Origin of the sequence: Paenibacillus agaridevorans (assembly GCF_003112455.1) — a bacterium.
Classification (GTDB): Bacteria; Bacillota; Bacilli; order Paenibacillales; family Paenibacillaceae; genus Pristimantibacillus; species Pristimantibacillus agaridevorans.
Genome location: NZ_BDQX01000171.1, coordinates 250,535 through 276,657 on the forward strand (window position 1 = coordinate 250,535; position 26,123 = coordinate 276,657).

The window sequence follows — 26,123 nt, forward strand, 5'->3', positions numbered from 1 at the left end:
TGCTCCCGATCCTCCTCCAGAAATCGCAATACGCCGCGAAAGGCAGCTTCTTCGTCTACAACCGCGCATAACACCAGATCGCGCGGCAACGAATCTCGTCTTGCCGCCCAATATTCGATCGCCCATATCATCCCTGCGAGCGTCGCTTTTGTGTCGCAAGCGCCTCTGCCATACAGGCGGCCGTCCCGAATCTGCGGCTCGAACGCATTTTCCATCGAACCGGCCGGAACGGTATCCATATGGGATTCAAACAGCAGAGCGCGTTCCGGCTTGCCGACGCTCAGCTCGGCGACTACATTCCAGCGTCCCGCGAATACCTGCTGCCGACGTACGGGTATGCCGGCTCGCCTCATGCGTTCTTCCACATAACATGCAACGTCCGACTCGCCGGGAGCTCCCTCTTCGTAGTAGGGATTGACACTGTTAATGCGGACCAAATCCTCGAGTATTTCCAGCACCGGATGATTTCCCGTAAAACCAGCTACAGCCTCCGCTCCGCCAACCGCCTCTATGTTGTTGCTCATCATTCCTTCACGCTCCCAAGCGTGATGCCGGTCACGAAGTACTTTTGCAGGAAAGGATAGAGAAGCAATATGGGCAACGCGCCGAGGAAGATCTGAGCCGACTTGATCGTGCGGTCGGATATAAGCTGCATCGTCTTGAGATCCTGCTCCGTCATGTTCGAATAGTCTCGCTGGATAATAATCGTCTGCAGATAACTTTGCAGCGGGTAACGATCCGGCGAGTTCATAAAGATCAGTCCGTCGAACCAAGCGTTCCAGTGGTTTACAACCGTTAGCAGACCAATTGTCGCCAACGCCGGAAGAGATAGCGGTACGAATATCCGAAACAAAGTGGACATATGGCCCGCTCCGTCGATAAAGGCTGCTTCCTCCAGCTCCTTCGGAAGATTGCGGAAGAAATTAAGCAGCAAAATGACATTGAATACGGGCACCGCTCCCGGCAAAATAAGCGCCCAGATCGAACCCATGATTCCCGTCTCCCGGACAATCATGAACAAGGGGACGATTCCGCCGCTAAACAGAATGGTCACCAACATGAACCAGGTGTATATCGTGCGTTGCTTGAAACGTTCGCTGTCTTTGGAGAGCGGATATGCCGTAATAAGCGTCAGAAGCATATTGACGGCAACGCCGATGCCCACCCGTTCCAGAGTAACAAGCAACGACTTCAAAAATAGTCCCGAGCTGAGCACGAATTCATAAGACTTCACATTGAAATCTATCGGCCAAAATCGAACAAGACCTGCTGTGGCAGCGGCGCTTGAACTGAAGGATACGGCCAGAATATGAATAATGGGAAGTACGCACAGCAATGCGAGCAGACCAAGCAAGAACGCGTTGAACCATTGGAACACCCGCATAGGTCTTGTAGTGTAATGCATGCCGAATCCTCCCTAGAAAATTCTATACTTGGCGAATTTGTAGGCCAGATAGTAGGTTGTCGAAATAAGGACGAGCGAGATGACCGACTTAAATAGTCCGATTGCGGTCGCCGGGCCGTATTGAGCGGAAATTAAGCCCATCCGGTACACATACGTATCGATAATATCGCCGCTGTCGTATACTTGCGGGCTATAGAGATTAAAGACCTGCTCAAAACCGGCGTTAAGCACATTGCCCAAACTAAGCGTCATTAGCAGGACTACGATTGTACGGATACCGGGTAACGTGATATGCCATATTTGCTTTATTCGGCTCGCTCCATCCATCACCGCGGCTTCATACAGCGATGGGTTAATGCCGGTTAACGCCGCCAAATAAATAATGGTGCTGAATCCGAATTCCTTCCAAATGTCGGAGATGACAAGCACATAAGGAAACCAGCTGTTTTCCCCCAGGAAATAGACCGGATTGATACCGAACAAACCCAGAAACGCATTAACAATCCCGGTGGAGGGAGACAGGATATCGACCAGTATGCCGCCCAAAATAACCCATGACAAAAAGTGAGGCAAATATATAAGCGTCTGCACGCCGCGTTTGAATAACCGGTGACGGATTTCGTTCAGAAGCAGGGATACGGTCAACGGAACGACAACGCCGGCGATAATTTTCATGACGGAGATGTACACCGTATTCCACATAATCTCCCGCATGTCCGAAAGACTCAAAATATAGCGGAAGTTATCAAAGCCGATCCAGTCCGAGCCAAGAAATCCTTTGGCCGGTATAAACTTCTGAAACGCGATGACAATTCCGAACATTGGACCATAACAATAGACAAGAAGCAGGATCACAGCCGGGAGCAACAGCAGATGCAGCGGCCAATTGGATAATGTGGATCGCTTCATGAGTTCAACCTTCCTTCCGTTCCTCCCGTTGTCGGGAAGAGACGGCCGAAGCCGCTCTTCTCCGACGTGGTCGGAAACCTCTGTTACCGGATGACGCGCCATTTGTTACCGATTGGCGTACCATTCATTGACTTCTTCTGTCACCGCGTCGCCCCCGCGTTTCTTCCATTCCGTGACGAACTTGTCGAATTCGTCGATCGGCGCGGCATTAAAAATAATTTTGGTAAACGTTTCCAATTGAATTTTGTTCATATCTGCGCTTCTCTCGGACATCAAAGTCAAAGGCGATGTAATAAACTCGTCGGACAAGTAGGCATTCAACTGACGGTATTGATCCGTAACGCCCATCGAGCCGTCCTTGCCGAAGATGGCGTTCCAGCCCCACAGGGAACGGTCGCCCGCTTCGAATTTTTGGATCTTGTCATAGACGCCCATGTCGTCGCCCGTCAAATCCGAGGTGTCTCCGGAATCTAGCGCTTTTATGACTTTAATGCGCTGGTCCGTATTTTTAAACGCGCGATATGCGGCAATTTTGTTCATTTGCCAGATCTCGGTATTGCCATCGTTGACGAACTTCGAATTGATTTCCGGATCTTTATTCTCGTAGAAGATTTCCGTCCACATATCGAGCATAGAGAATAGCGCCTCGGGATTCTTCGTTCCTTTTTTGACGACCCAATAGCCGATCGTGCCGAGCGCGGCCTGGTTTTTGGCAGGCTCCGCATCGTTGGAGACGATGGGAAACGCTTTCCATTCCGCATTCGGATCCTGGTCAATGTTCTGCTGCAGCGGATACAGACCGGAGAACGGACTGTTAAAAAACATGCCTATCTTTCCGCTAACGATCGATTCTATGACTTTGGAGAAGTCCTTGGAGCCGAATTCCGGATCGATTTGTTTATTTTTGAACATTTCTTGCAAGATGCCGAGAGCCGTCTTCATCTCAGGTTGAATGCTGCTGTATGCCAGCTTGCCGTCTTGCCCCTTGATCCAGATATTGTTATACGCATGAAAGCCATTGAAGAAGCCCGTCAAAGTCGAGAAGGCGTTGTCTACCGCGAGCCCGAACGTATCGTTTTTATTGTTGCCGTCCGGATCTTGCGTAGTGAAGGCTTCGGAAATCTTCAACAAATCATCCATCGTTTTTGGCTCGGAAAGGTTTACTTTCTTTAACCAATCGGTACGAATCCATATCATCTGGGCGCCTTCCTTAGGTGTCCCGGTGAAAGGAATTGCCAGCAGCTTGCCGCCGATTTTCGCCGAATCCAGCGCGGCGCTGCCGCCTTCATTAAGCAAGGATTTGACTCGTTCGGGCGCGCTGTCATAAGCGGCGGACAGATCGTGAAGCAGATCGGCCTCGGCCAATTGCTTGAACTGAACGGGCGTAGCCTGGAAGAAGTCCGGAATATCGCCTGTCGCGATCATGAGATTCGTTTTCTGCTCCCATTGCGTAGCATCCACGCTCCACAAAGACTTGATCTTGATGCCGTACCGGTCCTCGTATTCTCGCGTCCATGGATTGTTGTCGACGGTATCTCCATCTGCATACTTGACGGTTGGGTGCGATTGGTTTACTGTAGTAAGCGTGATCGGCGGATCATACTTGCCGCCCGTGCTTCCTGTCGGGGAAGCCGGCGCGTCCGAAGTCTGAGATGGGGACGGAGATGCCTTGTCATTCGAGTTGTTGGCACATGCTGCTAGCGATAATGTGGCGATAATGGCGCCAATGAGAATACCTGTAAACTTTCTTTTCAAGAAAAGTCACTCTCCTTTGAATTAACAGCCTATTCACTCAATTTGCCGGGTAGCTCTGCAAGCTATTCGCATTCGTGCTGGCATCTCCGCCCAACTCTTGCCCATTGTTCGCGTGTTTGTCTAACTCGTAGTTCATCAAGCGCAACCTTCCAGGTTGCCCTGTTTGCTGCTTTCGGTTGGTCTCATGTTTTGTTTTCTTCACCCCTCTTTCTCACCGAAAGTCTGTTCCGATCCCCCTCTACATCGATATAATCTATTTAAACTTCTCCTTCGACGCCGCCTTTTGCTCGCTGACGTGCGGGAAGCTTAAATCGGTTTCGACCGTTTCCATTAACGGCCCAACACATTAGCCAGGCTTCTCAACTTGGCTTCCAGCATGGTTGCCGTGGACGGAAACTCTCCATCGGTACGGCGCGACAGCTCCAGCCATGGCGCCCGCGCAAGCAGCGGGACTGCCGCTTCCGCATTTTCTTTTTCCTTTGCCGCAATCTCCAGCATCAGATTTTTGTTTCCGCTCTCTTTGGCCAATAGGAACTTGTAAGTATTTAGCGTCGTCAGGAGCGTCCTATACACATATTCGATTAATGCGCATTCTTCGGCCGCCATCTTGACTTGCAGCGAATCCTCGGATGCGGGAGCCGATGCGACTGCCTGATAAGCTTGCAAAGCATGCCTGCATGCAATTTCGTATTCCCGAATCAAGATGTCTGCCGGCTCGCTGTCGTTTCGGGGCCTGATGGTGAACTCCATATGCGAATGGGGCAATGAAGTCAATACAAGGGAATGCTTTACTTCGTTTGTTGCGTTGGAGAAAGTTTCCTCATTCTCTTGCAAGTAATAGAGTAGCGCTTCATACAACTCGGGTTCATCGGGCAAGTCCCCGAATGCTAACGGGTGAGCCGGGCCGATAAATTCAGGTCCTGTAAAATAAATCGGGATATATGGCAAATGCGCGACGGCCTGATCCAGTTCTCTCCAAGCGATCATAAACGCTTCGGCGGCCGGTCCGAAATCCCGTTTGGCCATGACGGCTGCCGCTTCTCCTGCCGGCAGTTCGGGACGCCATGATGCCCACCATCCCAGTTCCTCTGCGCGGGATCCCCACATTCCGAAAAACATCCATGATTGAAGCACTCCGGCCGGTGACATGGCTGCCGTATTCCGCCATTTCTCTTCCAGTCGGCCCAGCGCGGGCATATAGGGAATATGGATGCACTCGAGACCAATCGCCGTTTCCGTCTTGATATATAACGGGATATGCTTGCCAGCCGCGTCTTCCGCTTGTTGGAGCAGATTGGTGGCAGGGCCAGTATAATCGACGGAATAATCCCAAATTTTTTTGTCGTAGCCTTCTTTGACCGCCCATTCATCTTTTTCGATTGTGCTGAGCAGCGATACGCCGTTTGACATGCCGTCGATCAGCGCCAACTGCGCCGGGTCGCTCGACCACACGAACGCGCTGTATGGCCATGCCATTATAGGCGCATCCGGCTTCACGGCATGCACGGCATCCGCTGTCGCCCGAAGAAGTCCGTTCACTGCATCTTCCGGTTGTTTGTCCCTGCAATTCGGACAATTTGTTCGGGCCTCTTCCGGCAAATCTCTCAAATCGGGTCTCATAAAGCAATGATAGTAAGACTCGCCGCCGATGATCAAAATCAAGCCGCCTAATTCGGGTACTTCCCGGAACAAATTCGCCATCGTCTCCCCGTGGAAGTCCAGACAGTCCGGATCCGACGAGCATAAATTGTATATTTCCTTGCCGTTCTGGACTAGCCCCGGATTGATGCGGGCTCCCCGCGCAGAAGGTACTCTTTGGAATAAGGGATGATTGCCGTCCAGCTTCGGGCTGACAGGTACGTAGTATAATGAAATGCCGTACTTCGCCGCGCGCCTGGCCGCATCTTGCAGCTTCTCCAGGTTTTCTTTGCGCTTCGGATGATTTAGTTCGGGAAAGATCCGACTCTCTACGTACAACAGCCAATCGCCGTATAACGTCATTCCGTTAATCCCATAGTGCGCAAGCAATCCGAAGGCTTCGTCGGAGAGATAAGCTTCATCAAGATCAGGCACGAGATAGTTGGAGAGATATGGCGCCTGACTGATCTGTACTTGCCATTGCGGAGAACGTTCGACGATTCCCGCTTCCAGGCAAGCGACTCCGCTTGCCGACAACTCTCGCTCCGTCCAGACGATGCCGGCCCAAAGTCCCTTGGCTTCCGATGCCTCTATAACAACTTCACCGGACCGAACCTCTCTTTTAAAGCATCCTTTACCGATGCTGGCGTCTTCGCGAATAACAAACCTCTGCTCCGCATGTTCGTTCACTTCAATGCCGGCGCGTGACAGATAATCGGATAAATCCTCGGCAGCCTCCGTTGCGCCAGTAAACGAAGCCTCCCGTGCAACCAGCCAACTGCCGCCAAGCCCGACTACGTTCGGACTGTCAGTATCGACTGCAGCCAGACGTCTTATGGACCGGTGAGGAGCTCGCCGCTCTATCGCGATTTCATCCTGATTCGCACGAAGGAGCCGGTCGGCAATAAGCAATGAATTGTGCATCATAATAAACGATCCTCCCTCTGGGTTAAAACCACGAATGTTCGTCGAACAATGTACCGTCTACTTCCTTCATATCCGCGAATTCTTGATAGGACCGATGAATGTGCTCGCGCATGACTCCTTCCGCATGGTCGGGATCGCGCCTTCTCATTGCATCGATCAGCTCCCAGTGCTGCTCGACTTCCTTCTGCTTGGTTGAGGCCCTTCCGAGAATCCGATTGACAAGCGCAATCTGAAACGAGATCGTTTTATACATCCGAATCAGACGTTCATGCTTGGACAGACGAATGATCGATTGGTGGATGTACAGCGATTCCTCAAGCAACGAAGGAACTTCATCGTCGTTCATCTTCCTCTTCATATCTTCGTACACGCTTTCAAGCTCTTGGATGTCCTGATCCGAAGCATTACGGATGGCCAAGCGAATCGCCAGTCCTTCGTAAACCGCCCTTAACGAATAAATCTCGAACACATCCTGCATATTAAGCTCGCGCACCATCGGCCCTTTGTTAGGAACTATGACGACAACGCCTTCTCCCGACAATTGCCTGATCGCCTCGCGCACGGGCGTTTGGCTGATCCCGAGGTCTTTGGCGAACTTCGTCTCTACGATACGATCGCCTGGATTCAGCTCTCCCTCAATGATTTGCTGCTTGATCAATTGCACAAGGTCTTCGCTTATATTCTGTTTTTCCATAATGTTTTGCTTCGTCATCTTCAAGCCGTTAGCCCCCTCTCAAAGTAGGATTATATATAATGTATAATATATAATGATTAATCAAAAGTAAATATCTTTTTTTCTTTTTTGTGAAAATAATTCACACGACACAAACGCATCAAAATTTAAAGCGATTTCATAATGAAGGTAAGCGCGATCATTTTTTTGAAGCGTTTGCACGATGTCATATACCCTATCATGAACTCGGAAGTGTGGTCCATGTTATGAAGCTTCTAGTTGTAATGTATTGCTCGCTATTATACTCGTCCTACATATAATACGTCATATATATGGTTTATGATTTATATATGACTCAATTATAGTGTTCTTATTTTATATATTGCGTATTATATAAGAATGTGATAAAAGATATATGAGTTCAATATTTCGTTTAACGCCAAAAAAGAATCAGGAGGTTCCATTGATGGAGGCGCAATCACCTACTATACGGAATGCGATCGGTTGGAGCACCGGGCCCGTCGCGAACCCGAAGGAGCAGTTTATGACGAATGTTAGTTCAATTGTACATTTCCACGAAGGTCATGCCGGAATGAAGCAATGGCTTGGCGGAAAAGGTGCGAGCCTTGCCGAGATGACCCGCGCGGGCCTCCCCGTCCCGCCCGGATTTACCGTCACGACGAATGTATGCAGAGCTTTTTACGAGAACGGCAATCAACTTCCGGAAGGTTTAATGCCGGATATCCGTAACGCGATATTGCGCATCGAGCAGCTTAAATCTCAAAGGTTCGGCGATGAGAGAAATCCGCTGCTGTTTTCGGTCAGATCCGGTTCAGTCACTTCGATGCCGGGCATGATGGATACGATCCTCAATCTTGGCTTAAATGATGCAACCGTGCTTGGACTCTCCGGCGAAACAAAAAATGCCAGGTTTGCTTTTGACTGTTACCGCCGTTTTATTCAGATGTTCGGCAATGTGGTATTCGGCGTGGAATCGATTCACTTCGAATTGCTCCTCCATAAATTGAAACAGAAATACGGCTATCAACAAGACCGGGACGTCGCAGCGGAGGCTTGGACGGAACTGATCGAATCATACAAATTAATGATTAAAAACCATACCGGCAACGTATTCCCCCAAGATGTTTACATCCAACTGCAACTGGCCGTCGAGGCGGTGTTTCGCTCATGGAATAATCCAAGGGCTATTACATATCGCAATGCCTATCGTATTCCCGACGAGCAGGGAACTGCGGTAACCATTCAATCGATGGTATTTGGCAACAAGGGCGACGATTGCGGCACCGGGGTACTATTTACACGAAATCCGTCAACGGGCGAAAAGAAGCTGTACGGGGAATATCTCATCAACGCGCAAGGCGAAGATGTAGTAGCGGGTATTCGAACACCTCTGCCTATAAACGAAATGAATAAAGAAATGCCGCACATCTATTCTCAATTAACTGATATAGCCAAACAGCTCGAGCTGCTTAACAAGGATGTTCAGGATATTGAATTTACGGTCGAACAGAATAAATTGTTTATTTTGCAGACACGAAACGGCAAACGCACAGCTCAAGCGGCGATAAAGATTGCCGTTGACTTGGTCGACGAGGGGATTATTCTCGCAGAAGAGGCCTTGAAACGCATTGAGATGGAGCACTTGGATCAGCTGCTGCACCGGGCTATCGATTCCGAGCAACAGCTGGATACCATTGCCAAGGGTCTTAACGCCTCCCCTGGAGCGGCGTCCGGCCGGGCAGTGTTCGATGCCGACACGGCAGTGGATTGGAAGCTCGCAGGCCATAAAGTCATTCTTGTATGCGCCGAGACCAGCCCGGATGATATTCATGGAGTGATCGCTTCGGAAGGCGTACTGACAAGCAGAGGCGGAATGACAAGCCACGCGGCTGTCGTTGCCAGAGGAATGGGCAAGCCGTGTGTCTGCGGGTGCGAGGAAATAAGGATCGACAAGATGAACCGCCATTTCTATGTAGCCGGCCCTGGCGGTCTGGAAGAGAATTGCAGGAAGGTACATGAGGGAGATTGGATCACATTGGACGGCTCCACCGGACGGGTCATTTTGGGAACGGTATCGCTTAAGGAACCGGAGATGACGGGAGAGCTGACAAGATTGTTGCAATTTGCGGATGGGATTCGCCGTCTAAAGGTGCTGGCGAATGCGGACAATCCGGAAGATGCACGGAAGGCCCGACAATTCGGCGCGGAAGGAATCGGATTATGCCGGACGGAACATATGTTTATGTCATCGGCACGGCTGCCTGTCGTTCAGTCGATGATACTCGCAGAACACCAGGCAGAACGTCAACACTCGCTGGATCAGCTGTTGCCTATGCAACAAGAGGATTTTGAAGGTATATTCGCCGCGATGGAGGGACTCCCCGTTAATATACGGTTGCTTGACCCGCCCTTGCACGAATTTCTTCCAAAGCTTGAACTATTGCAACAACGGCAACGGGAATCGGCAAATAAAGATGAAGAAACGAACAAGCTCATTCGTAAAGTTCAATCACTCCATGAAGTCAATCCGATGCTGGGACAGCGGGGGTGCCGATTAGGCATTGTTGTTCCGGAAATATACGAGATGCAACTCAAAGCCATCTTTAAAGCCATTTTGGCTTGCAAGGAGAAAGGGATGAAAGTCCGGCCTGAAATTATGATTCCATTGGTCGGGCATGTCAACGAATTAAAGAGGGTCCGCGAATTGGCTGATCGCGTCGCAGCCGATATCCTTGGCGAAGATCATCATGTGGATTATAAGGTCGGTACCATGATAGAAGTGCCAAGAGCCGCGCTCACAGCTGATCAAATTGCGAAGGAGGCCGACTTTTTTTCCTTTGGAACCAATGATTTGACGCAAATGACCTTCGGGTATAGCAGAGACGACGCGGAAGGAAAGTTCCTATCCTCTTATGTTGATCAACAAATCTTGCCTGACAATCCGTTTCAGGTTCTGGACGCGGAAGGCGTAGGTCAGCTAATCGAGATCGCGCTCCATAAGGGACGTAAGGCCAATCCCGCTCTAAAGACGGGCGTCTGCGGCGAACATGGAGGCGATCCGCGTTCCATTCGATTCTGCCATTCGGCCGGATTGGACTATATCAGCTGCTCGCCATACCGTGTTCCTATGGCTAGAATCGCGGCAGCTCAAGCTCTCTTAACAATCGATTAAACAAAAATCACCTGAAGGTGATTCAAAAACCAAAACGTCCAGTCACTCACTGCCTATCGGACATAAATGACGCTATTCTTCGATTTATTAGGTTTTCGAAAATCTAACGGACTTACACGACTCTATTGGCATCATCATAAAGCAAATTGACTCCATTACGACCAAATAGTGTCTTTCCTGTCTGTTAAATTTGTTCGAGGTTAAAAATCGGACAAATAACGTCGCTGGTGTCTGTTAGATTTTTTAACCTGTTGTTCACAAGTCTTGGAGTTGCATCAATTCCTGTATAATGAAAAAAAGAAAGGACGGTGGCCTCTGAGCCCCCGTCCTTCCCTTTCTCCGTACAAGATTGTCCCATTTATTGCCCGGCTCCGCCCGAAGCTCAACGTTACTCGCCTAAGCTGTGATCCGCAAGACCGAGCGGGAACGGCTCAGGACGCTGGCATGTACTCTCCATCGTGTAATGAACGCCTTGCTCCGAGGAGTCAAGGATGCCGAACATCGCTTCAAGCACATGATACGCCATCTCTCCGTTCGCGCGGTGAGCGCGGCCGGTCAAAATCGCTGTTGCCATGTCCGCTGCGCCGACTCCCCTCGCATTCTCCGCTTTGCCGTAAGTCAAAGGGATGTCGGACCACTCCTGCGCGCCTGCGCGCCGGATAAGGATCTTACCGCCGAATGTGTTGGGATCCGGCACTTCCAGAGTACCTTCGCTGCCGTACAATTCGATTCTGGGCAGCGTGGAGCCGGCCTTGACATCAAAGCTTGTCAGCAGCGTAGCGATCGGGCCGGAGGAGAATTTAAGCGTACTCGCGATATGGGTTGGCGTTTCGACTTTAATTTTTTTCCCGAACAGCTCCTTGCTTGTCGCAATCCGTTCAGGAAACGAAATCTGGGCCATGCCCGTCACCTGCTTGATCGGGCCGAGCATGGCCACAAGCGCCGTTAAGTAATAGGGTCCCATATCAAAGAGAGGGCCGCCGCCTGGCTGGTAGAAGAAATCCGGGTTCGGATGCCAGCCTTCCGGCCCTCCCCCCAGCATAAACGCAGTTGCGCCGATTGGCGTGCCGATCCAACCGTCTTCGATCAATTTGATGCAGGTTTGGAGACCGCCGCCCAGAAAAGTATCCGGCGCGCATCCAACAAGCAGCCCTCTGCTTTGGGCAACCTCAAGCACGCGTTTACCTTCTTCGCGAGTTGCCGCCAGAGGTTTCTCCGAATATACATGTTTGCCTGCCTCCAGCGCCTGAATCGAGACGGCCGCATGCACTTTGGGAACCGTCAGGTTGATGACCATCCCAATATCCGGGTCCGCAAGCAAGTCCTCAACCGTACATGCCCGAACGCCGTATTCGGCCGCCTTGGCAGCGGCGAGTTCCGCATTGAGATCCGCACAGGCAACAATCTCCATGGACTCGAATCGTTTGCCATTCTGAAAGTAAATACCGCTAATATTGCCCGTACCGATTATTCCGACTTTCAACTTATCCAACGCTGTCCGCCTCCTTCAATATGACAACAAATACACTTGTATCAGTTTATCACGAATCGGCAACGTTACATAGATAGAAGCGAGGAACGCGAGCGCCGATCAACCCGCTGCGTTCCTATTCCGCATCCACAAACCCGCGATTATCATGTCGCATCTCCACCTTCCATGTATTGCTCCTTCCCGGAAGCGGCCGATGCATAGACCGTCTCCAACACCCGGATGACGTCTCTGCCGTACTTTGGCGGACAACTGGTTTCCCCGCCAATTACTTTGTGAAAAGAAAAGATTCTTCTCCTTTAAGATGACGCTGTAGCTCTGGCAAGATGATGTCGGGGTTTTTCGTCTTTAGCTTATCTAGGAGTATTTGATGATCTGTAACGATCCGATCGTTTGCATAGTAGCGAATATTTTTAATGAAATGTAGGCGTGTTTGGTTCAGGAGACTATTCCAGCTCATTAATACGGTTCTCTCGGATGCAACTTTAATGAGCATGGCGTGAAATTGAATGTCCAGCTCAATCAACTGATCCATTTTATTATTTTTGAAGCAGATCGACATTTCGTTCACAACCTGCTGCAATTCTTCATAGAACGCATCGTCGAATTGATCCATATATTTCTTAATCACGAACCATTCGAGATATAAGCGAATCGGAATCAATATCTCCTTAACTTCGTCGGTGCCAATGTCAGCAACAACTGTTTCTCGATAGGGGTGGGTGTCGAGCAAACCTTCCCTCTCCAATTGTCGGATGGCTTCCCGAACCGGCCCACGGCTTACTCCCATTTGATCCGCTACGTCCTTTTCCTTTAACCGACTACCAGATATCAATTCCCCTTTAAGAATGGCATCCCGTAAATGGTTGGTGACCCTTTCCCTAAGGGAGATATTCGTCTGTTGATTAAAAGTAAAGCTTTTCACCTCATAACTCCCCCATTCTACTTCAACGATCTGATTTACTTTCTATCACCTTACTGAGTTGTTTATGTTTTGTCAACAAAGTTCAAATGACAATATTTCAATCAAAAGAGTAACAGAATAGTATTTGAATATTGTTGACAATATTCATTTGTCTGTGGTTTAATTTGGTTGTAATCACCTATTATATTAAATGAATTTGTAATCGCTTTAGCGACGGAGGATGACTAAATGAGAGTATTGGCTATAGGAGCACATCCCGATGATGTGGAGGGCTTGTGCGGAGGTACATTAATTAAGTGTGCCGCACGAGGTGACCATGTAACGATTATGATTGCAACAAATGGGAACGTCGGATCTCCGACGCTAGGCAGGGAAGAAATTGCAGCTATACGCAAGAAGGAAGCAGAAGCATCCGCTGCTTTAATTGGGGCAGATCTGATCTGGATGGGGTATGATGATGAGTTTCTATTCCATGATCATGAGACACGGCTAGCCTTCATTAACGCCATTCGCAAAGCAAATCCGGATTTTATGATCGTGCACGGATCGAATGATTATCATCCGGACCACCGAATTAGCGGTGAAATTGCCATTGACTGCCGCATTCCTGTAACCGTTCCGCTCATTGAAACGGAATACCCGCCAATGAGTTCTATTCCGCATGTTTTTATTATGGACAATGTTGGAAGCATTGGATTTGACCCTGAAGTTTATGTAGATGTGTCCGACAGCTTTGAGCTGAAAAGCCAGATGATAAAGTGTCATAAAAGTCAAGATGAGTGGCTGCAGCATATGTACGGAGATGATTATGTTGAATTATTGTCAAGACCGTCTGTCATCCGGGGTTCGGCGATCGGCGTGAAATATGCGGAGGCATTCCGCAATCTTCCTCTGTATCCTGTCATGGGTGGATCACATTTACTACCGTAATGACCATACATGCTTCATCATGTGAATCGTTTAGGAGGGATACATATCGAGCAGCTTAAGAAGATCTGGGAATGGATTGGCGTGAATGAAGTACAGATGCGCCATGTTCTTCGCGAACCGCCCGGCATCGGCCAAGTTGAGGTGAGAATGGAAGCGATCGGGATTTGTGGTACTGATCTACATTTGATGAGCGGTCACGCGCAATTCAGCTCTCCTCCGCTCCCTTTAGGGCATGAATTAGCTGGCAGTATCGTGCGAATCGGTAAGCAATCGGATGGTTGGTCAATCGGAGATCGCGTCTGCATCGATCCATTGATTGGCTGCGGGAGCTGTCCCCAATGCCGTTCAGGCAATAAACATCGCTGTCCTACTGCTGGCGAAATCGGCCTTCATTATCCGGGGGGCTGGCAGCAATACTTTACGGTACCTGCTTCGAATCTGTACGCATTGCCTGATTCCGTCAGCTTCGAGGAAGCATCCCAAGCGGAAACGCTGCATTGCTGCTTAGGCGGTATCGACAAACTATCGATTCAATTAGGTATGCATGCCGTGGTGATGGGCGATGGACCGACTGGTTTATATTATGTACAGCTATTGAAGGCTGCGGGAGTCCGTTGTGTAACATTGGTAGGCATGCAAGAAGCTCGGCTTGAGTTAGGACGATCATTAGGTGCGGATTATTGTGTAAATTTGAAAACAGTGGACGCTGACCTTTTACCTTTAATGAACACGCAAGATATTGCGATTGATGCAGCAGGAACGGAACAGTCGTTGCGGTCAAGTATCGAGCTGTTAAAAATAGGGGGGCAATTACTGCTGTTCGGATTGCCAGGCAAACCGATTATGGTCGATATTCAAGCTGTGGTCATGAAGGAATTGAAGCTGCTGGGCTCAACAAATGCCCCCCACGTATGGCCCCGGGTGATCGACATGTTAGCCAGCCATACGGTGAATGTTAAGCCGCTGCTTACCCATCATTATCCTTTTGATCAAATGAATGAGGCTTTGGATTACGCGAGGCTCCCCTCTAATCAAGCTATTAAAATCATTGTAACCAATAACTAGTACTCATACATGGAGGTATTCCAATGAAAATTACAGCTGTCAGAACAAAAGCCATTAAAATTCCTTTCTTTAAGGGAGAAGTATGGTCAGGTGGTACACGATACAGCGCTCCTTCTCTTATTATCCAGATCGAGACGGACGAGGGTTTAATCGGAATAGGGGAGTCCGTAGGACCTACGATCCCCGTTATTCAGACGGTCGTTGACAAAGAATTTGCACCATTCTTGATCGGTCGCGACCCCATGGAGCTGGAATCCATCCTTCATCAATTAGAGGAATATAGTGTAAATTGGAAACAAATCGGCTATTACGGAATGGCAGGTGTCGAGATGGCACTGCTTGATCTACGTGGCAAAATTCTGAATACACCTGCTTATAACCTGCTTGGCGGGAAGTGTAAATCTGAAGTTGCATTTGCCGGATATATTTTTATTGATAAGCCGGAGATTAACGCCAAAGAAGCTCGCCAATTTGTTGCGGCTGGATATACGGAGTTAAAGCTCAAAGTTGGACGTGACATTGATTTGGATGAGAAACGCGTGAAGGCCGTCCGCGAAGCAGTTGGACCTGCCGTTAAAATTCGTATAGACGCCAACCAGAACTGGAGTGTCCCTACAGCAATTAAAGCGATTCGCAGTATGGAAAAGTACGAATTGCAAATGGTCGAGCAACCGACACGGTATGATGATATCGACGGAATGGCCGCAGTAGCTCGTGCAGTCGATGTGCCGATTATCGCTGATGAAGGGTGTGCTACATTCGAAGATGCGCTGCGATTAATTGACAAAAGAGCCTGTGCTTGCTTCCTCGTGTACCCCTCTGAAGCTGGCGGCATATTGAAGGCCAAGCAAATTGTCGACTTGGCTAATGAAGCCGGCGTTTGGTGTGTTACTGGCAGCTGGGCAGAAACAGGCATTGGAACATTAGGCAACGTTCATCTTATCGCTTCATCGCGTAATTTCCCATTTGCGAATGATACCCACCTCAACTTCATGACAGGCGATCTGCTTCGTGAGCCATTAGTATTTAATCAAGGTAAAATCGCCCTGCCACACCGACCTGGCTTCGGAATTGACTTGGATCTTACAAAGCTTGACCAGTACGGAAATAACTTTGAGCGCGAGATGGTATTCTATGATCCTCAAAACCCAGAGTTTCAGCCTCGAATCGGACAGATTCTGTAGTCGGTTTCGAGAAGTGACAGTGAAAGGCCGTCATACATAGCGAGCAGCACAAGGATAAACGGCTAACGCCGTCCTTTGGACGGGCGCGTTTACCGATGAATTATAAGCCTAATTATAAAAGTGAAACTTTATAAATTCTTATAATTTGGAAAAAACCACAAGCTTCCAGGATTGAGATCCAGGTAGCTTGTGGTTTTCTTGTGCAGGAATCAACTCCGGGCTACATCGCCCGATTGCTTAACCGCAAAACAAGCGGCTGCAGCGTAGCGAAAGGCCCACGGACATGCATGACAACCTTTTCCTTTAGCACCAAATTATCGGGTTGATCGACCAACGTCCAGACGCCGTCGTCCTGTAAGCGGTAAGCGAAAGGTTTATTCCAGCTTGAATTGATTGCCTGCGTAAATTGCTCAAGCGGATCCAGGCTTAGATTGTAAGCGGCAATCAGCGCCTGCACACGTATATAAGCCCTCCTACTCACGCAACTAGATTCAACTGTTGACATCCCGTTACATTCCTTGACAACTTCTGCAACTAACTACGAAGGCCACACATTACGAATCCCGATATTCCTGGGGCGTCATGCCAAGACGGAAGCAAGCCCGTGATACACTTCAGCTTATCATTATATAAAATACGCCATGCGCATCCGAGTTACATCTATTGACATTGCATTACAGCGGCAGCTATCGTTTCGCATGACCCCCGATTTCTGGGAGCGTAATCTTCCCATTTTGCACAAATATTCGTTACAATAAAAAACCTTCGGACCCAAGTATGCTTCCAGCATACTCGGATCCGAAGGTCAGGCTACATTCCGGATGTTATTTCATTCCCTCCGTAAGCGCTCGTACATGCTCCTCTACGGCGGACTGTTGCTCCTCCGTTAAATCTTGCATTTTAAATCTCTCCCACTTTTCGTCCGGAATTAAGATGGTCGAAGGCTTGACAAGCTCTTCTCTATGTTCAAATCCCTCGTCGGTGAACGATAAATTCGATTGATAGGCTTTGCTGTAAATCGCTTCCGTTTTCATGTAATTCCCTTCTATATCAAAAATGTCCTCAATCATTCTTATTTCCGTTCGGATATGCTTTTCTCCCTCTTCGATAACCGTTACGGAATTCACCTTTTTATATCCCGACGTTTCAAAGTAACCTTCATCGTTTTTTTCCGAAGTCTCTATCACGAAAGCCTCAATATGCTTAACCTTTTCCGTACGGCCGCAAGCGCTTAACGATAGGATGAACATGGCCATGATTACAATTGTAAAGAGTTTTTTGAACTTCAATACGTTCACTTCCCTCCAACCTTTACGTTAACAAAAAACTTCTTCCTTCCAAAAATAATTCGACCTCTTCCTTTACCGGTATCGACTGCTGAGCGCCAGACTTCGTTACGGTTAACGCCGCGGCAGCGGAAGCAAAGCGCAAAGAATTCTCCACTGTCTCGCCGCTCTCCCGCATCGCAGCGAACGCGCCAATAAATGTGTCGCCGGCGGCAGTGGTGTCGACCGCCTCTACGGCAAACGCTTTGACGCGAATCATCTCCCCGGATTTGTCCGCGTAAATGGCTCCCTTGGCTCCCAGCGTGAGCACTACGCTCTGTACGCCAGCTTCAACCAGCGTCCGCGCAGACCGGATTTCGGCGGCGGTCTCGTCTCCTTCTTCTGCCGTTAACCTCCCGCCAAGCAGCGTATCAGCTTCCGTTTCGTTCAAAATCAAACAATGGATTGCCGCATAAGCATTCTCGGGCAGCTCGACAGCCGGTGCAGGATTAAAATAGACTCGTTGCCCCCTCTTCGCCGCTTCTTTCATTGCCGCCAAAGTCGTCTTAAGCGGAATTTCGTTCTGCAGCAGCACGGCGGAACAGCCTTCGATAGCCGGCCACACCTGCTCCAATTCCTCGGGGTACATTTTGCCGTTAGCGCCTGGCGACAAAATAATGCAGTTCTCTCCAGCCTCGTCTACCGTAATAAACGCAAGCCCTGACGAGCCTTCCTTGCCGGCAACGGAGCCGGTATCCACCCCGTAGCCATCTAGTGACGCCATCAGATCTCGTCCATGCCCATCCGTTCCTACCGCTCCGGCCATCTTGACTTTAATGCCGGATTTTGCCGCCGCTACAGCCTGATTGGCTCCTTTTCCTCCCGGGCTGTACATCGGCTCCGAGCCGTGTATCGTCTCTCCCGGCAGCGGATGCTGCTTCACGCTGACTACGATATCCATATTTATACTGCCCAAGACGGCAATTGCGGGTTGTTCTTTCATCGTTCCATTCATCCCTTTCGATTACTGGTCATATGTTTGTTTTCTAGTAGTTTAACCGATCAGGGGCGTCACCGTCTTGCACAATCTGGCTATTCTGTTGCAACAATTGGCTAACAAAGATAGGCGCACCCAGATTTCGTCTGCGTCGAGCGACTTATTTGTAGATCGACGGACAAATTCGACAGTATTCGACATTACATTTCCGTTATAATGACTTCATGCAAGCATACCGACTTCCCGACAAGGAGTGACGAGAAGTATGAAGGAGACGCTGCTTAAACGAAGGAAAACGATTACATTAATTATCGCCTTGTTATGGATTTCGGCCATGTTGTTCCCGGGTGCGGCCTTTTCGGCAGAAAGAACTGTCGAGGTATACGTGAACGGAAAATCATTAACGTTTGGGGATGCATCCCCTATCATTCAGGACGGCAGGACATTTGTCCCCTTCCGGGCGATCTTCGAGGCGCTGGGTTACACGGTAACATGGGATGGCGAGGAACAAATAGCCAGCGGGGAAAAGGACGGCTTCAAAATTGAATTGACGATAAACAGCTTTATCGCTAGAGTCGGGAGCGAGGAAACCGCGCTTGACGCTCCGGCAAAAATGATAGGCGGCAATACGCTAGTCCCGCTGCGGTTCGTATCGGAACATAGCGGATATGACGTCGTTTATATGTCAACGCAGAATACCTTTGCAATTGGCATTTATGATCAATATGATATGGATCCCATACCCCTGCGGGCGGAGCCACGGCAGATCGTGGGACGCGTGACGGACGAGAGAGGCTCGGCTGAGCCTGGCATTCCGGTCATCGCTGTTAACACAGGTTCTACTGACACGGAAGCCAGCGGACTATCCAGCGAATACGGCTATTATTCCATCGAGCTTCCATTAAGCACAAAAGGAGACAACTGGACGTTATCTCCTACGTACGAGATTCAATATCATGGCAAAAGTTACATCGGCGATCTCCATGCCGATCTGTCCGGGCCTGTCGATTCCCTAGAAGGCGGCATCCGCACATTGACGGCAGCTCCCATTACCGGAACCTTGTTTATGGAAGTTGACGCATCAGGTCAGTCCCTCTGGAATCCCTCCGATATCGTCATCACTTTGTCTTCGAAGGGTCCGCTGTTGGACGGCACGGAAGGCGAAACCATCGTAAAGCGCGCTTCCGAGTTGACAGGCGGGATCGGCGTACCCCTGCTGCCCATCGGGAACTATGAGGTGACCGCCCATTACATGCCGAACGGAGCCATTCCCGTTGCTCTGCAACTGCGCCTTTCGAGCAGCGACGAACTCTACGAAGGAGCTGTCACACCGCGGTTCCAGGAAAGCGCGGAAGGCGACTATTACCTTGGCATTGAAGTAAAGCTGAACGATTAATCGCTCGTTCCGTTTACGCCGCGTTCCTCGAGGTCCACTTCCTCGGGGAGCGTGCGCGATGCTCCGGGCACCTCGCGCGGCCGCGTTTCGAGCATGTCAGAGGAGAAGATCGTGACGCTCACGGAACCCGGTCCCGCGTATGCGCGAATAAGTACGGGATGATTGTATGGATTGACGAATACGAAGTCGGGGCCATACCAGCTCACCGTGGCGTCTCGGCCAGGGGGCACGTAGTGGACATTACGGCTGTGAGAGTATCGTTCGACGATCGTGAGCCCTGCCCGATCCGCCGCGTTGTACAGCGTAGAGGATACCTGGCAGATGCCGCCGCCAATATCTTCGTAAAGCTCTCCCCGAACAATAACCGGCGCCCGAAGATATCCTTTCTCCCGCGTCCGCATTCCAACTGTGCCATTAAAGGAAAATTTTTCGCCTGGGAAAATAACCGTATTATTAATCGCTTGTGCAGATAACACGATATTAGAGGAACGATTGCGATTCCGGCTGTTGAAGTACGTCGAATACGAGCCAATCGCATTGACTTTGATCGCAGAGAGAACTTCGCTGTCTACGCGAGGAAAGACAGGGCGCAGAGGCACCTCAAGCTCGACCCCGCCTTTCTCGAACATGCTCCCATATAATCGACGTCTAAACTCTGCGCCGTGCAGTTTCATGCCCGGCTTCTCCGGCACGATTCGACCGGCCCCGTCAAGCACCGCGTTGCGAGGTTCGGTCTCCACCCGCTCGGCCACATGCTTGATCAGCGCCTCGAGCTTGCGCTCGTCAATCAATGGTCCTACAGGAAGATCGTGTATATAATCCGATTGTTGGATTTGCGATAACGTATCGCCTTGGTGAACGATGTCGATCGGCTCTTGCGCCGTCTCCCGCGTTCCGATCAGCATCATCGCTGCCAATATCCAAGTCAAGCTCATCTGTCACTCAGCCCCCGCTTCCGTAGTAATCGGATTAGTATGCGGCAGTGAAAGCAGACTTATCCATGATTGGAGGCCTTCTTCAATTATTTAGCTCGTTTCCTTCCGATACGTCATTGTCCTTGATGGACAACGCTGCATGCTTCAGCTTGTTATTTTTGATTGTATAGGGAGGCGCATTCGTTCCAGCGTATAAGGTAGAGATCCCGATGGCATACAGGTTAGATGAAATGTCGTTGCCTTGGATGACCGCCTTTAAAATATCGTGTTTATCGTTCCGCTTCCAAAAATCGTTAAGCTTGATCAACTCTACATTTTCCCGAGTCAATCGATTCGCGTTTAAGGTATTATTTTCTATCAGCACGTTAGCTGCCGACTGCACGGATATCAGGGACGCATCGCCGAGTCCCTCCAAGGATGAGTTCCTTATAGTCAGATCCAGCTTGGCATTGTCTGCGATCAGTCCGTTCATCGCGGTAGAGCCGATTCGGAACGAACAGCCGTCGAACACGTATTTCCCGCCCAAGGATAAACCGATTGCTCCCGTCTTGGCACCTTCCGCGCCCTCGAAACGGCAATTGGTGTAGGTGGCTGGCGGCAGAGATAATCCATAGGTGGAATTGTAATTCAACACCTGCAAGTTGTCGATCACGCTTCCGGGCTCAACGCCGCCGGTAAAGGTACGAAGTTTGGATTCGCCGATAATCGTAATGTTGGACAGCTTTACCTTCTTCCCGAATAAGGACAGGCCGGCCTCAGCCGATTTGTTTTTGCTAGTGATCGTGACGTTTTTTGCCGTAACCCCGTATGCTTCCTTCGGGCTGATGCCCAAAATGCCGTCCGTTACTTCCATGCCGTCGATGGTAATACGAGGCCCCTCCAGCGTCGTGTACGAGTTGTTAAGCCGATTGTCCTGGAACGTGACGTCGTGGTAAGCGATAATACGCGTTCCGTCAAAATGATTCCCTCTTACAAGCGCGCCTGTAAACGGAGGCGATACGGCCAATCCGATGGCTCCTTTGGAGGCCAAATGATTCCCTTCCACGATGGCGTCTCTTCCGTCATACAGGATAACGTCATAGGAGGCGTTATTATGGAACTTATTGTCCTTGATCATAATATTGCTGTTTCGATTGCCGTTCTCGCCGAAGCCGCCTTCCACATCGATCCCGGATTGCGGCATCGTGCCTTTCATATGATGAAGCTCATTACCTACGATCAGCACGCGATCCGCGCCGCCCACCGTAATCCCCTGTCTCCTGTTGTAGGCGAATTCCGAATCCCGGACGACGACGTTAGAACTGACTACTCGGTTCCATTGCTCGATATAGGCGTCTTTGAAACCCTTTTGCGAGAACACGAGATGGGCATAGCTCGCTCCGTCCGGCAATGCGATGATGTCGCGAGCATTGACGCTTTTGCGACTGCTGATTAGCGTGTTTTTGCTGGAATAGAAGAAGATATCGAAGCTGCGGGGCAGCTTGAGGTTATTAGCCATTTCGAATTCACGCCGGTCTTTAAAAATCGCATGGTCGAACTTCAATGGGATGGATGTTCTAATTTTCGCCGGATCGGCGACCCGTTTGCCTTTGGCGTCTATGCCTCCCGACTCAAAGCTGTTCTCGTACAGATCCCGCACCATCGTTCCATGCCCGCCCAGCACTAATCCATCTCCAGTAAAATGTGTCGCGCTCACCCCATCGATCGTCACATTTTCCGCGCCGATGACGCTGATGCCGTATCCGCCTTCATGTGTGCCGGGAGTATATGGACTTTCCTTCTTGGAGTAATCATGCTGGTCCTTGTCGCCTTTATAGATTCCGCCTCTGAGCGTAACATTATTGTCGCCGTACTTCACTTGAAGCAAAAAGTAACTTTCCTTCGCGTTTGGCTCCTTCTGAATCGTCACCTTGTCGCTAAGCTCGAACAGCATATTGGCGACCATCTCGATGTTGCTGTTTTTGTCGATGGTATACGTGCCTGCAGGAAGTGTGACTGCCGTAATGCCCGAGTTATTCGCCCAAACAAGCGCTTTGTTTATTCCCCGCGTCGTTTCAACCGGCTTGCTGCCATCGTTGCGAATGCCCCATCGTTTGAGATCGATGGTATGCAGCTTTGTTTGGTAGGCCGTGGGATCTGCCCCGTCAGGCAATTCTGCCTCCTGCAAGCTTACGGCAGCGCTTCTACTCACACTATGCGTAATGTCTGCTAAAACGTTCGCTGCGGCAGGCTCAACCGTTCGCTGAAAGCCTGATAACGACGACATCGTCATTGCCACTTGGCATGCAAGGAGTGCACTAATTATAGTTAATTTCATGATATCCCCCCTTAAATTCCACTACCTTCCAACTATACCACCGCAATTGTGCGGTATACAGAACAGATAGTCCTAATTTATGAAGGGAGCCCCGAACAATCGCCGGTACGCGGCATCCATTCGGGGCTCCTGCTCAGGCATATAGCCCTAAGAGGTTGCTCAAAATATCCAATTCAGCAACGGCGCATAAATTCCGTGCAAGAAACCATAGATCAAGACGCCTACACCGGCACCGATAAAAGCGCCATTAAGTCGAATGCGCTGAAGGTCGACATCAACCTTGCTCTCGATAAAAGAGACGAGTCGCTCTTTCGTAAAACCGCCGAGCGTCTTGCGCACAATTTTTCCGATCACGGCATGCTCCGTCTCGATTACCTGTCTGACGAATTGCTGAGCGTACTCTTCCAATTGCGCCTTGGTTTCTTCGTCATTTTTGAACCATTCCCAATACGATTCTAACAGTCCTGCAAACCAAGCCTTCACATCCGCTTGGCGCAAAGCGCCTTCGTCCGTGACCACATACTTTACCTCTGCTCCTTCAGCCAGCAATCCTTGAACAGTCTTAAGCAGAGCCTCAATTGTAGGCTGCAAAGAAATTTGCTCCAGCATCTCCAGCTTCCACGTTTCGATAGACGCGGCAATGTCCTTGCTGTCGGACAACTTATCCGCCAATACATGGAGCTGCGTCTCCAGCAAGACGCGCATTTCATGGTCCGGACGTTTCAGCTCTTCCATAAACGTGAGCAGATCGCGATGAAGTGTCTGGGCCGCATCGTCAAGATTAAGCGCGTCCGCGGATTCCGCGAACTCGACGATTTTTTGTTTGAACCATCTTGCGATAGAACCGCCTTCGTTCACGAACTTGTTTTTCTCCCGGGACAGCATCTCACGTATAGCTTCTTTGACTGCATCGCCTGCTGTCAGCCTTGCAGCATAATCGACAATGTACCCTAGCCAGCTCTGAACGTTTCCGCTCTGAAGAATCCATTTCAGCCCTTTGCCGGCATACGCTGACAGATTGACTCCCCGCAGCGCATTCCTCGTATGATGATCCAAAGTTTGAGATGTGGCGGAAGTATCCATCCTCTTAATCAGGTTGCTTGCCAACGTCCAGCCCAGATCGGATATCCGTTTGCCATCCGGGCGACTGTCCGCCCACGAGATCAGCGCTTCCACAATTCGGAACTGTTTGATTTTGTCGCGGATGAGCTCCTTGTTGAGCAATTGCTCTTCGACCATATAAGCGACGCCGTCCACCAGCTTGTCGCGGTTCCTTGGGATAATCGCCGTATGAGGTATCCAGCTCCAGCCGAACGGATGGCGGAACAGTACCGTTACCGCAAACAAATCCGCCAGCGCTCCGACAAGGCCGGCTTCGGCCGTATAGAGCAAAAGCCGTGACCACCAGGCAGCGGCATAATAGTAATGACCGACCGCCGCGCCGATAAACAGCAAGGCAAGCAACAGCAGGCTGGCATTTGCCTTTTGTTTCATCGTCATGAACCGCCACCCCCTATCCAGAAGGTTGCGCAATAAAGCACGATTCCGACGAACGATCCCACGAGCATCCCGTTTAACCGGATATACTGGAGGTCCTTGCCCGCCTTATCTTGGACGAGCTCGATCAGATCCTTCTCCGAGAATGCGCCGAGCTTCTCTCTTACGAGGGAACCGATCATGGCATGTTTCTGCGTAATCCAGGATAACAATCCACGTTTCATCATAACGTCGAGAGAGGTTTGAAGGCTTCTATCCGACGCCAACCGAGCCATCCCTTTATTCAATTGCGCGCGCAGCCACATAAGCGGCTGTGAGACAGAATCGTCGTTAGACATACCTTGCGCTTCAGTCAGTTTATCTCGAATTCTCTCCAAGCGGACTGCCAGAAATTCGTCCAGCTTCAGGTTTCCGTGTGCGGCTTGCAGCAGCTGATGTTTTCCAGCCTCGACCTTTTGCCGTAATGCCTCGTCTTCGCGAAGCTTTTTTACGAGATCGATTATTTTACCGCGCAGCACCACTCTTTGCGGATGATCGGCTTGACCGAGCTCCGAGAGAAATTGAACGATCCAGGCTTGCACCTTGGAACTGATGGCATGCGCGTTCATGCCGGCCGTAAAGTCGACCAAACGTCTTCTGAACTTATCTCCTTCGTAGGATTTGATGGCAGCGGCAGCAAACTTCTCGATCAGCTCGCCAAATTGCGGCGTACCTGCCAATCTGGCCAATTGCTCGGCGCCGAACGTGATGATTCGATCATCGTATCCGTTCTTTACGCTCCACTCTGCTACGTCCGCAATAAGATCGGCAATCTGGATCGTACCCGCCCGTTCCTTGGTAAACGCTTCGATACCTAGCGCAAGCTGTTCGGCATCCACCTTGCCCAGCAAGTCAGCGACCAGCTTGACGGCAAGCTCCTTCGCATTCTCTTCCCCGCCATGTTCACGCAAATAACGAACGACGACATCGGCCAAGTTCAACTCCTCCAACGTTTCTTTGATGGCGTCGACGGTAAGCAGTTCTTTCTCTACCATATCCGATAATTCGCCAATCAGCCGCTCCCGATTTTTTGCGATAATACGCGTACCCATCCACGACGGCCACGCTACTCGCAGCGGATTGCCGAACAAGGCGCTGATCGCAAACGAATCCGCCAACCCGCCGATTGTCGCCGCGCTGAAAGCCGCGAACAGCAACCCTCCGCCGAACGTATGCTGGAACGGGAACGTGGCCAATATGCCTGCCGCCGATAGAGCAAGCAATGCATTCGCTTGGGATTTGATGTTGTTCTTACGCATGCTCCCATCACCAACTTTGTTAAAATTGCTAGAATCTTCTACTGCTAGTTTACCCTTTTTTAGTTCCGTCAACCACCTGCCCTAGTCGAATAGCTCTACTGCGTCAGTCGTATCCCCCAATGCAACCAGAGAAGGACCTGACGCCAATCGTCAGGTCCTTCATTTCCGCTTAGCGCGGAGCCGCGTTATTGCTGGCTTTTGGACTTGCTGTCCACGCCGCCCATGTTGCCTTTGCCGCCGCCTGTTCCAGCTCCGCCAGTACCGCCGCCCATGTTGCCTTTGCCGCCGCCTGTTCCGGCTCCGCCAGTGCCGCCGCCCATGTTGC

20 protein-coding genes are annotated in these 26,123 nt (G+C 50.2%); 5 read left to right on the forward strand and 15 right to left on the reverse strand.

Translation table 11 applies throughout. The features are described from left to right. The 6 genes from PAT3040_RS16075 to PAT3040_RS16100 all read right to left on the reverse strand — a co-directional run. The coding region (locus PAT3040_RS16075) for a M20 family metallopeptidase (protein WP_146200449.1) at positions 1 to 527 on the reverse strand (527 nt) is incomplete at its 3' end. After that, positions 524 to 1,405 carry a carbohydrate ABC transporter permease gene (locus PAT3040_RS16080; protein WP_087566394.1) on the reverse strand — a complete coding sequence of 294 codons (882 nt, stop codon included), beginning with the start codon at positions 1,403 to 1,405 and terminating at the stop codon, positions 524 to 526. The genes PAT3040_RS16080 and PAT3040_RS16075, both read right to left, overlap by 4 nt. Positions 1,406 to 1,417: 12 nt before the next feature. Continuing rightward, positions 1,418 to 2,314, reverse strand: a complete 897-nt coding sequence (locus tag PAT3040_RS16085; protein ID WP_108993550.1) for an ABC transporter permease — start codon at positions 2,312 to 2,314, stop codon at positions 1,418 to 1,420. Between the two features lie 105 nt (positions 2,315 to 2,419). Beyond that, positions 2,420 to 4,069 carry an extracellular solute-binding protein gene (locus PAT3040_RS16090; RefSeq protein ID WP_108993551.1) on the reverse strand — a complete coding sequence of 550 codons (1,650 nt, stop codon included), beginning with the start codon at positions 4,067 to 4,069 and terminating at the stop codon, positions 2,420 to 2,422. Positions 4,070 to 4,399: 330 nt separating this feature from the next. Then, the gene (locus PAT3040_RS16095) at positions 4,400 to 6,634 is read right to left on the reverse strand and encodes a hypothetical protein (RefSeq protein WP_108993552.1); all 2,235 of its coding nucleotides are present in this window, start codon (positions 6,632 to 6,634) and stop codon (positions 4,400 to 4,402) included. 22 nt (positions 6,635 to 6,656) lie between these two features. Beyond that, complete coding sequence (locus PAT3040_RS16100) at positions 6,657 to 7,346, reverse strand: GntR family transcriptional regulator (RefSeq protein WP_256975537.1); 690 nt, start codon at positions 7,344 to 7,346, stop codon at positions 6,657 to 6,659. A gap of 505 nt (positions 7,347 to 7,851) precedes the next feature. Between PAT3040_RS16100 and ppdK the strand changes: the two genes are divergently transcribed. Beyond that, positions 7,852 to 10,500 (forward strand): pyruvate, phosphate dikinase, encoded by a 2,649-nt coding sequence (ppdK, locus tag PAT3040_RS16105; RefSeq protein ID WP_108993723.1) that lies wholly within the window; start codon positions 7,852 to 7,854, stop codon positions 10,498 to 10,500. 388 nt (positions 10,501 to 10,888) lie between these two features. On the opposite strand, the gene PAT3040_RS16110 is transcribed toward ppdK, so the two are convergent. Together PAT3040_RS16110 and PAT3040_RS16115 are read right to left on the reverse strand one after the other, a co-directional pair. Further along, positions 10,889 to 11,992, reverse strand: a complete 1,104-nt coding sequence (locus tag PAT3040_RS16110) for a Gfo/Idh/MocA family protein (RefSeq protein ID WP_108993553.1) — start codon at positions 11,990 to 11,992, stop codon at positions 10,889 to 10,891. A gap of 265 nt (positions 11,993 to 12,257) precedes the next feature. Next, positions 12,258 to 12,914 (reverse strand): GntR family transcriptional regulator, encoded by a 657-nt coding sequence (locus PAT3040_RS16115; protein ID WP_108993554.1) that lies wholly within the window; start codon positions 12,912 to 12,914, stop codon positions 12,258 to 12,260. 228 nt (positions 12,915 to 13,142) lie between these two features. On the opposite strand from PAT3040_RS16115, the gene PAT3040_RS16120 reads away from it, so the two are divergent. From PAT3040_RS16120 to PAT3040_RS16130, 3 genes are all read left to right on the forward strand, one after another. After that, positions 13,143 to 13,844, forward strand: coding sequence for a PIG-L deacetylase family protein (locus PAT3040_RS16120; protein ID WP_108993555.1), 702 nt, complete (start codon positions 13,143 to 13,145; stop codon positions 13,842 to 13,844). A gap of 81 nt (positions 13,845 to 13,925) precedes the next feature. Next, on the forward strand, positions 13,926 to 14,909 hold the full coding sequence (locus tag PAT3040_RS16125; protein ID WP_181376653.1) for a zinc-dependent alcohol dehydrogenase: 984 nt from the start codon (positions 13,926 to 13,928) through the stop codon (positions 14,907 to 14,909). 23 nt (positions 14,910 to 14,932) lie between these two features. Continuing rightward, entirely contained in the window at positions 14,933 to 16,093 is a 1,161-nt protein-coding gene (locus PAT3040_RS16130; RefSeq protein ID WP_108993557.1) for a mandelate racemase/muconate lactonizing enzyme family protein, read from the forward strand. Between the two features lie 220 nt (positions 16,094 to 16,313). Here the strand turns inward: PAT3040_RS16130 and PAT3040_RS16135 are convergent, their stop codons facing one another. From PAT3040_RS16135 to rbsK, 3 genes are all read right to left on the reverse strand, one after another. Beyond that, on the reverse strand, positions 16,314 to 16,550 hold the full coding sequence (locus tag PAT3040_RS16135) for a hypothetical protein (protein WP_108993558.1): 237 nt from the start codon (positions 16,548 to 16,550) through the stop codon (positions 16,314 to 16,316). Positions 16,551 to 16,917: 367 nt separating this feature from the next. Beyond that, positions 16,918 to 17,382 (reverse strand): hypothetical protein, encoded by a 465-nt coding sequence (locus tag PAT3040_RS16140; RefSeq protein ID WP_258234998.1) that lies wholly within the window; start codon positions 17,380 to 17,382, stop codon positions 16,918 to 16,920. Between the two features lie 22 nt (positions 17,383 to 17,404). Further along, complete coding sequence (rbsK, locus tag PAT3040_RS16145; RefSeq protein WP_108993559.1) at positions 17,405 to 18,361, reverse strand: ribokinase; 957 nt, start codon at positions 18,359 to 18,361, stop codon at positions 17,405 to 17,407. 259 nt (positions 18,362 to 18,620) lie between these two features. Between rbsK and PAT3040_RS16150 the strand changes: the two genes are divergently transcribed. Beyond that, positions 18,621 to 19,751, forward strand: coding sequence for a copper amine oxidase N-terminal domain-containing protein (locus PAT3040_RS16150; RefSeq protein ID WP_108993560.1), 1,131 nt, complete (start codon positions 18,621 to 18,623; stop codon positions 19,749 to 19,751). Here PAT3040_RS16150 and PAT3040_RS16155 read toward each other — a convergent pair. From PAT3040_RS16155 to PAT3040_RS16170, 4 genes are all read right to left on the reverse strand, one after another. After that, positions 19,748 to 20,686 carry a VanW family protein gene (locus tag PAT3040_RS16155; protein WP_108993561.1) on the reverse strand — a complete coding sequence of 313 codons (939 nt, stop codon included), beginning with the start codon at positions 20,684 to 20,686 and terminating at the stop codon, positions 19,748 to 19,750. The genes PAT3040_RS16150 and PAT3040_RS16155 overlap by 4 nt on opposite strands. An 82-nt stretch (positions 20,687 to 20,768) precedes the next feature. Next, positions 20,769 to 23,003, reverse strand: a complete 2,235-nt coding sequence (locus tag PAT3040_RS16160; protein WP_108993562.1) for a right-handed parallel beta-helix repeat-containing protein — start codon at positions 23,001 to 23,003, stop codon at positions 20,769 to 20,771. A 159-nt stretch (positions 23,004 to 23,162) separates the two neighbouring features. After that, on the reverse strand, positions 23,163 to 24,503 hold the full coding sequence (locus PAT3040_RS16165; RefSeq protein ID WP_108993563.1) for a DUF445 domain-containing protein: 1,341 nt from the start codon (positions 24,501 to 24,503) through the stop codon (positions 23,163 to 23,165). Continuing rightward, entirely contained in the window at positions 24,500 to 25,798 is a 1,299-nt protein-coding gene (locus PAT3040_RS16170; RefSeq protein ID WP_108993564.1) for a DUF445 domain-containing protein, read from the reverse strand. The genes PAT3040_RS16165 and PAT3040_RS16170 overlap by 4 nt, the downstream gene beginning before the upstream one ends. Positions 25,799 to 26,123: the final 325 nt, after the last annotated feature.

Coding starts and splice junctions, on each gene's coding strand:
- PAT3040_RS16080 (WP_087566394.1), bottom strand. CDS start 1,405: ATGCATTACACTACAAGACCTATGCGGGTGTTCCAATGGTTCAACGCG.
- PAT3040_RS16085 (WP_108993550.1), bottom strand. CDS start 2,314: ATGAAGCGATCCACATTATCCAATTGGCCGCTGCATCTGCTGTTGCTC.
- PAT3040_RS16095 (WP_108993552.1), bottom strand. CDS start 6,634: ATGATGCACAATTCATTGCTTATTGCCGACCGGCTCCTTCGTGCGAAT.
- PAT3040_RS16100 (WP_256975537.1), bottom strand. CDS start 7,346: ATGACGAAGCAAAACATTATGGAAAAACAGAATATAAGCGAAGACCTT.
- ppdK (WP_108993723.1), top strand. CDS start 7,852: ATGACGAATGTTAGTTCAATTGTACATTTCCACGAAGGTCATGCCGGA.
- PAT3040_RS16120 (WP_108993555.1), top strand. CDS start 13,143: ATGAGAGTATTGGCTATAGGAGCACATCCCGATGATGTGGAGGGCTTG.
- PAT3040_RS16130 (WP_108993557.1), top strand. CDS start 14,933: ATGAAAATTACAGCTGTCAGAACAAAAGCCATTAAAATTCCTTTCTTT.
- rbsK (WP_108993559.1), bottom strand. CDS start 18,361: ATGAAAGAACAACCCGCAATTGCCGTCTTGGGCAGTATAAATATGGAT.
- PAT3040_RS16150 (WP_108993560.1), top strand. CDS start 18,621: ATGAAGGAGACGCTGCTTAAACGAAGGAAAACGATTACATTAATTATC.
- PAT3040_RS16155 (WP_108993561.1), bottom strand. CDS start 20,686: ATGAGCTTGACTTGGATATTGGCAGCGATGATGCTGATCGGAACGCGG.
- PAT3040_RS16160 (WP_108993562.1), bottom strand. CDS start 23,003: ATGAAATTAACTATAATTAGTGCACTCCTTGCATGCCAAGTGGCAATG.
- PAT3040_RS16165 (WP_108993563.1), bottom strand. CDS start 24,503: ATGACGATGAAACAAAAGGCAAATGCCAGCCTGCTGTTGCTTGCCTTG.
- PAT3040_RS16170 (WP_108993564.1), bottom strand. CDS start 25,798: ATGCGTAAGAACAACATCAAATCCCAAGCGAATGCATTGCTTGCTCTA.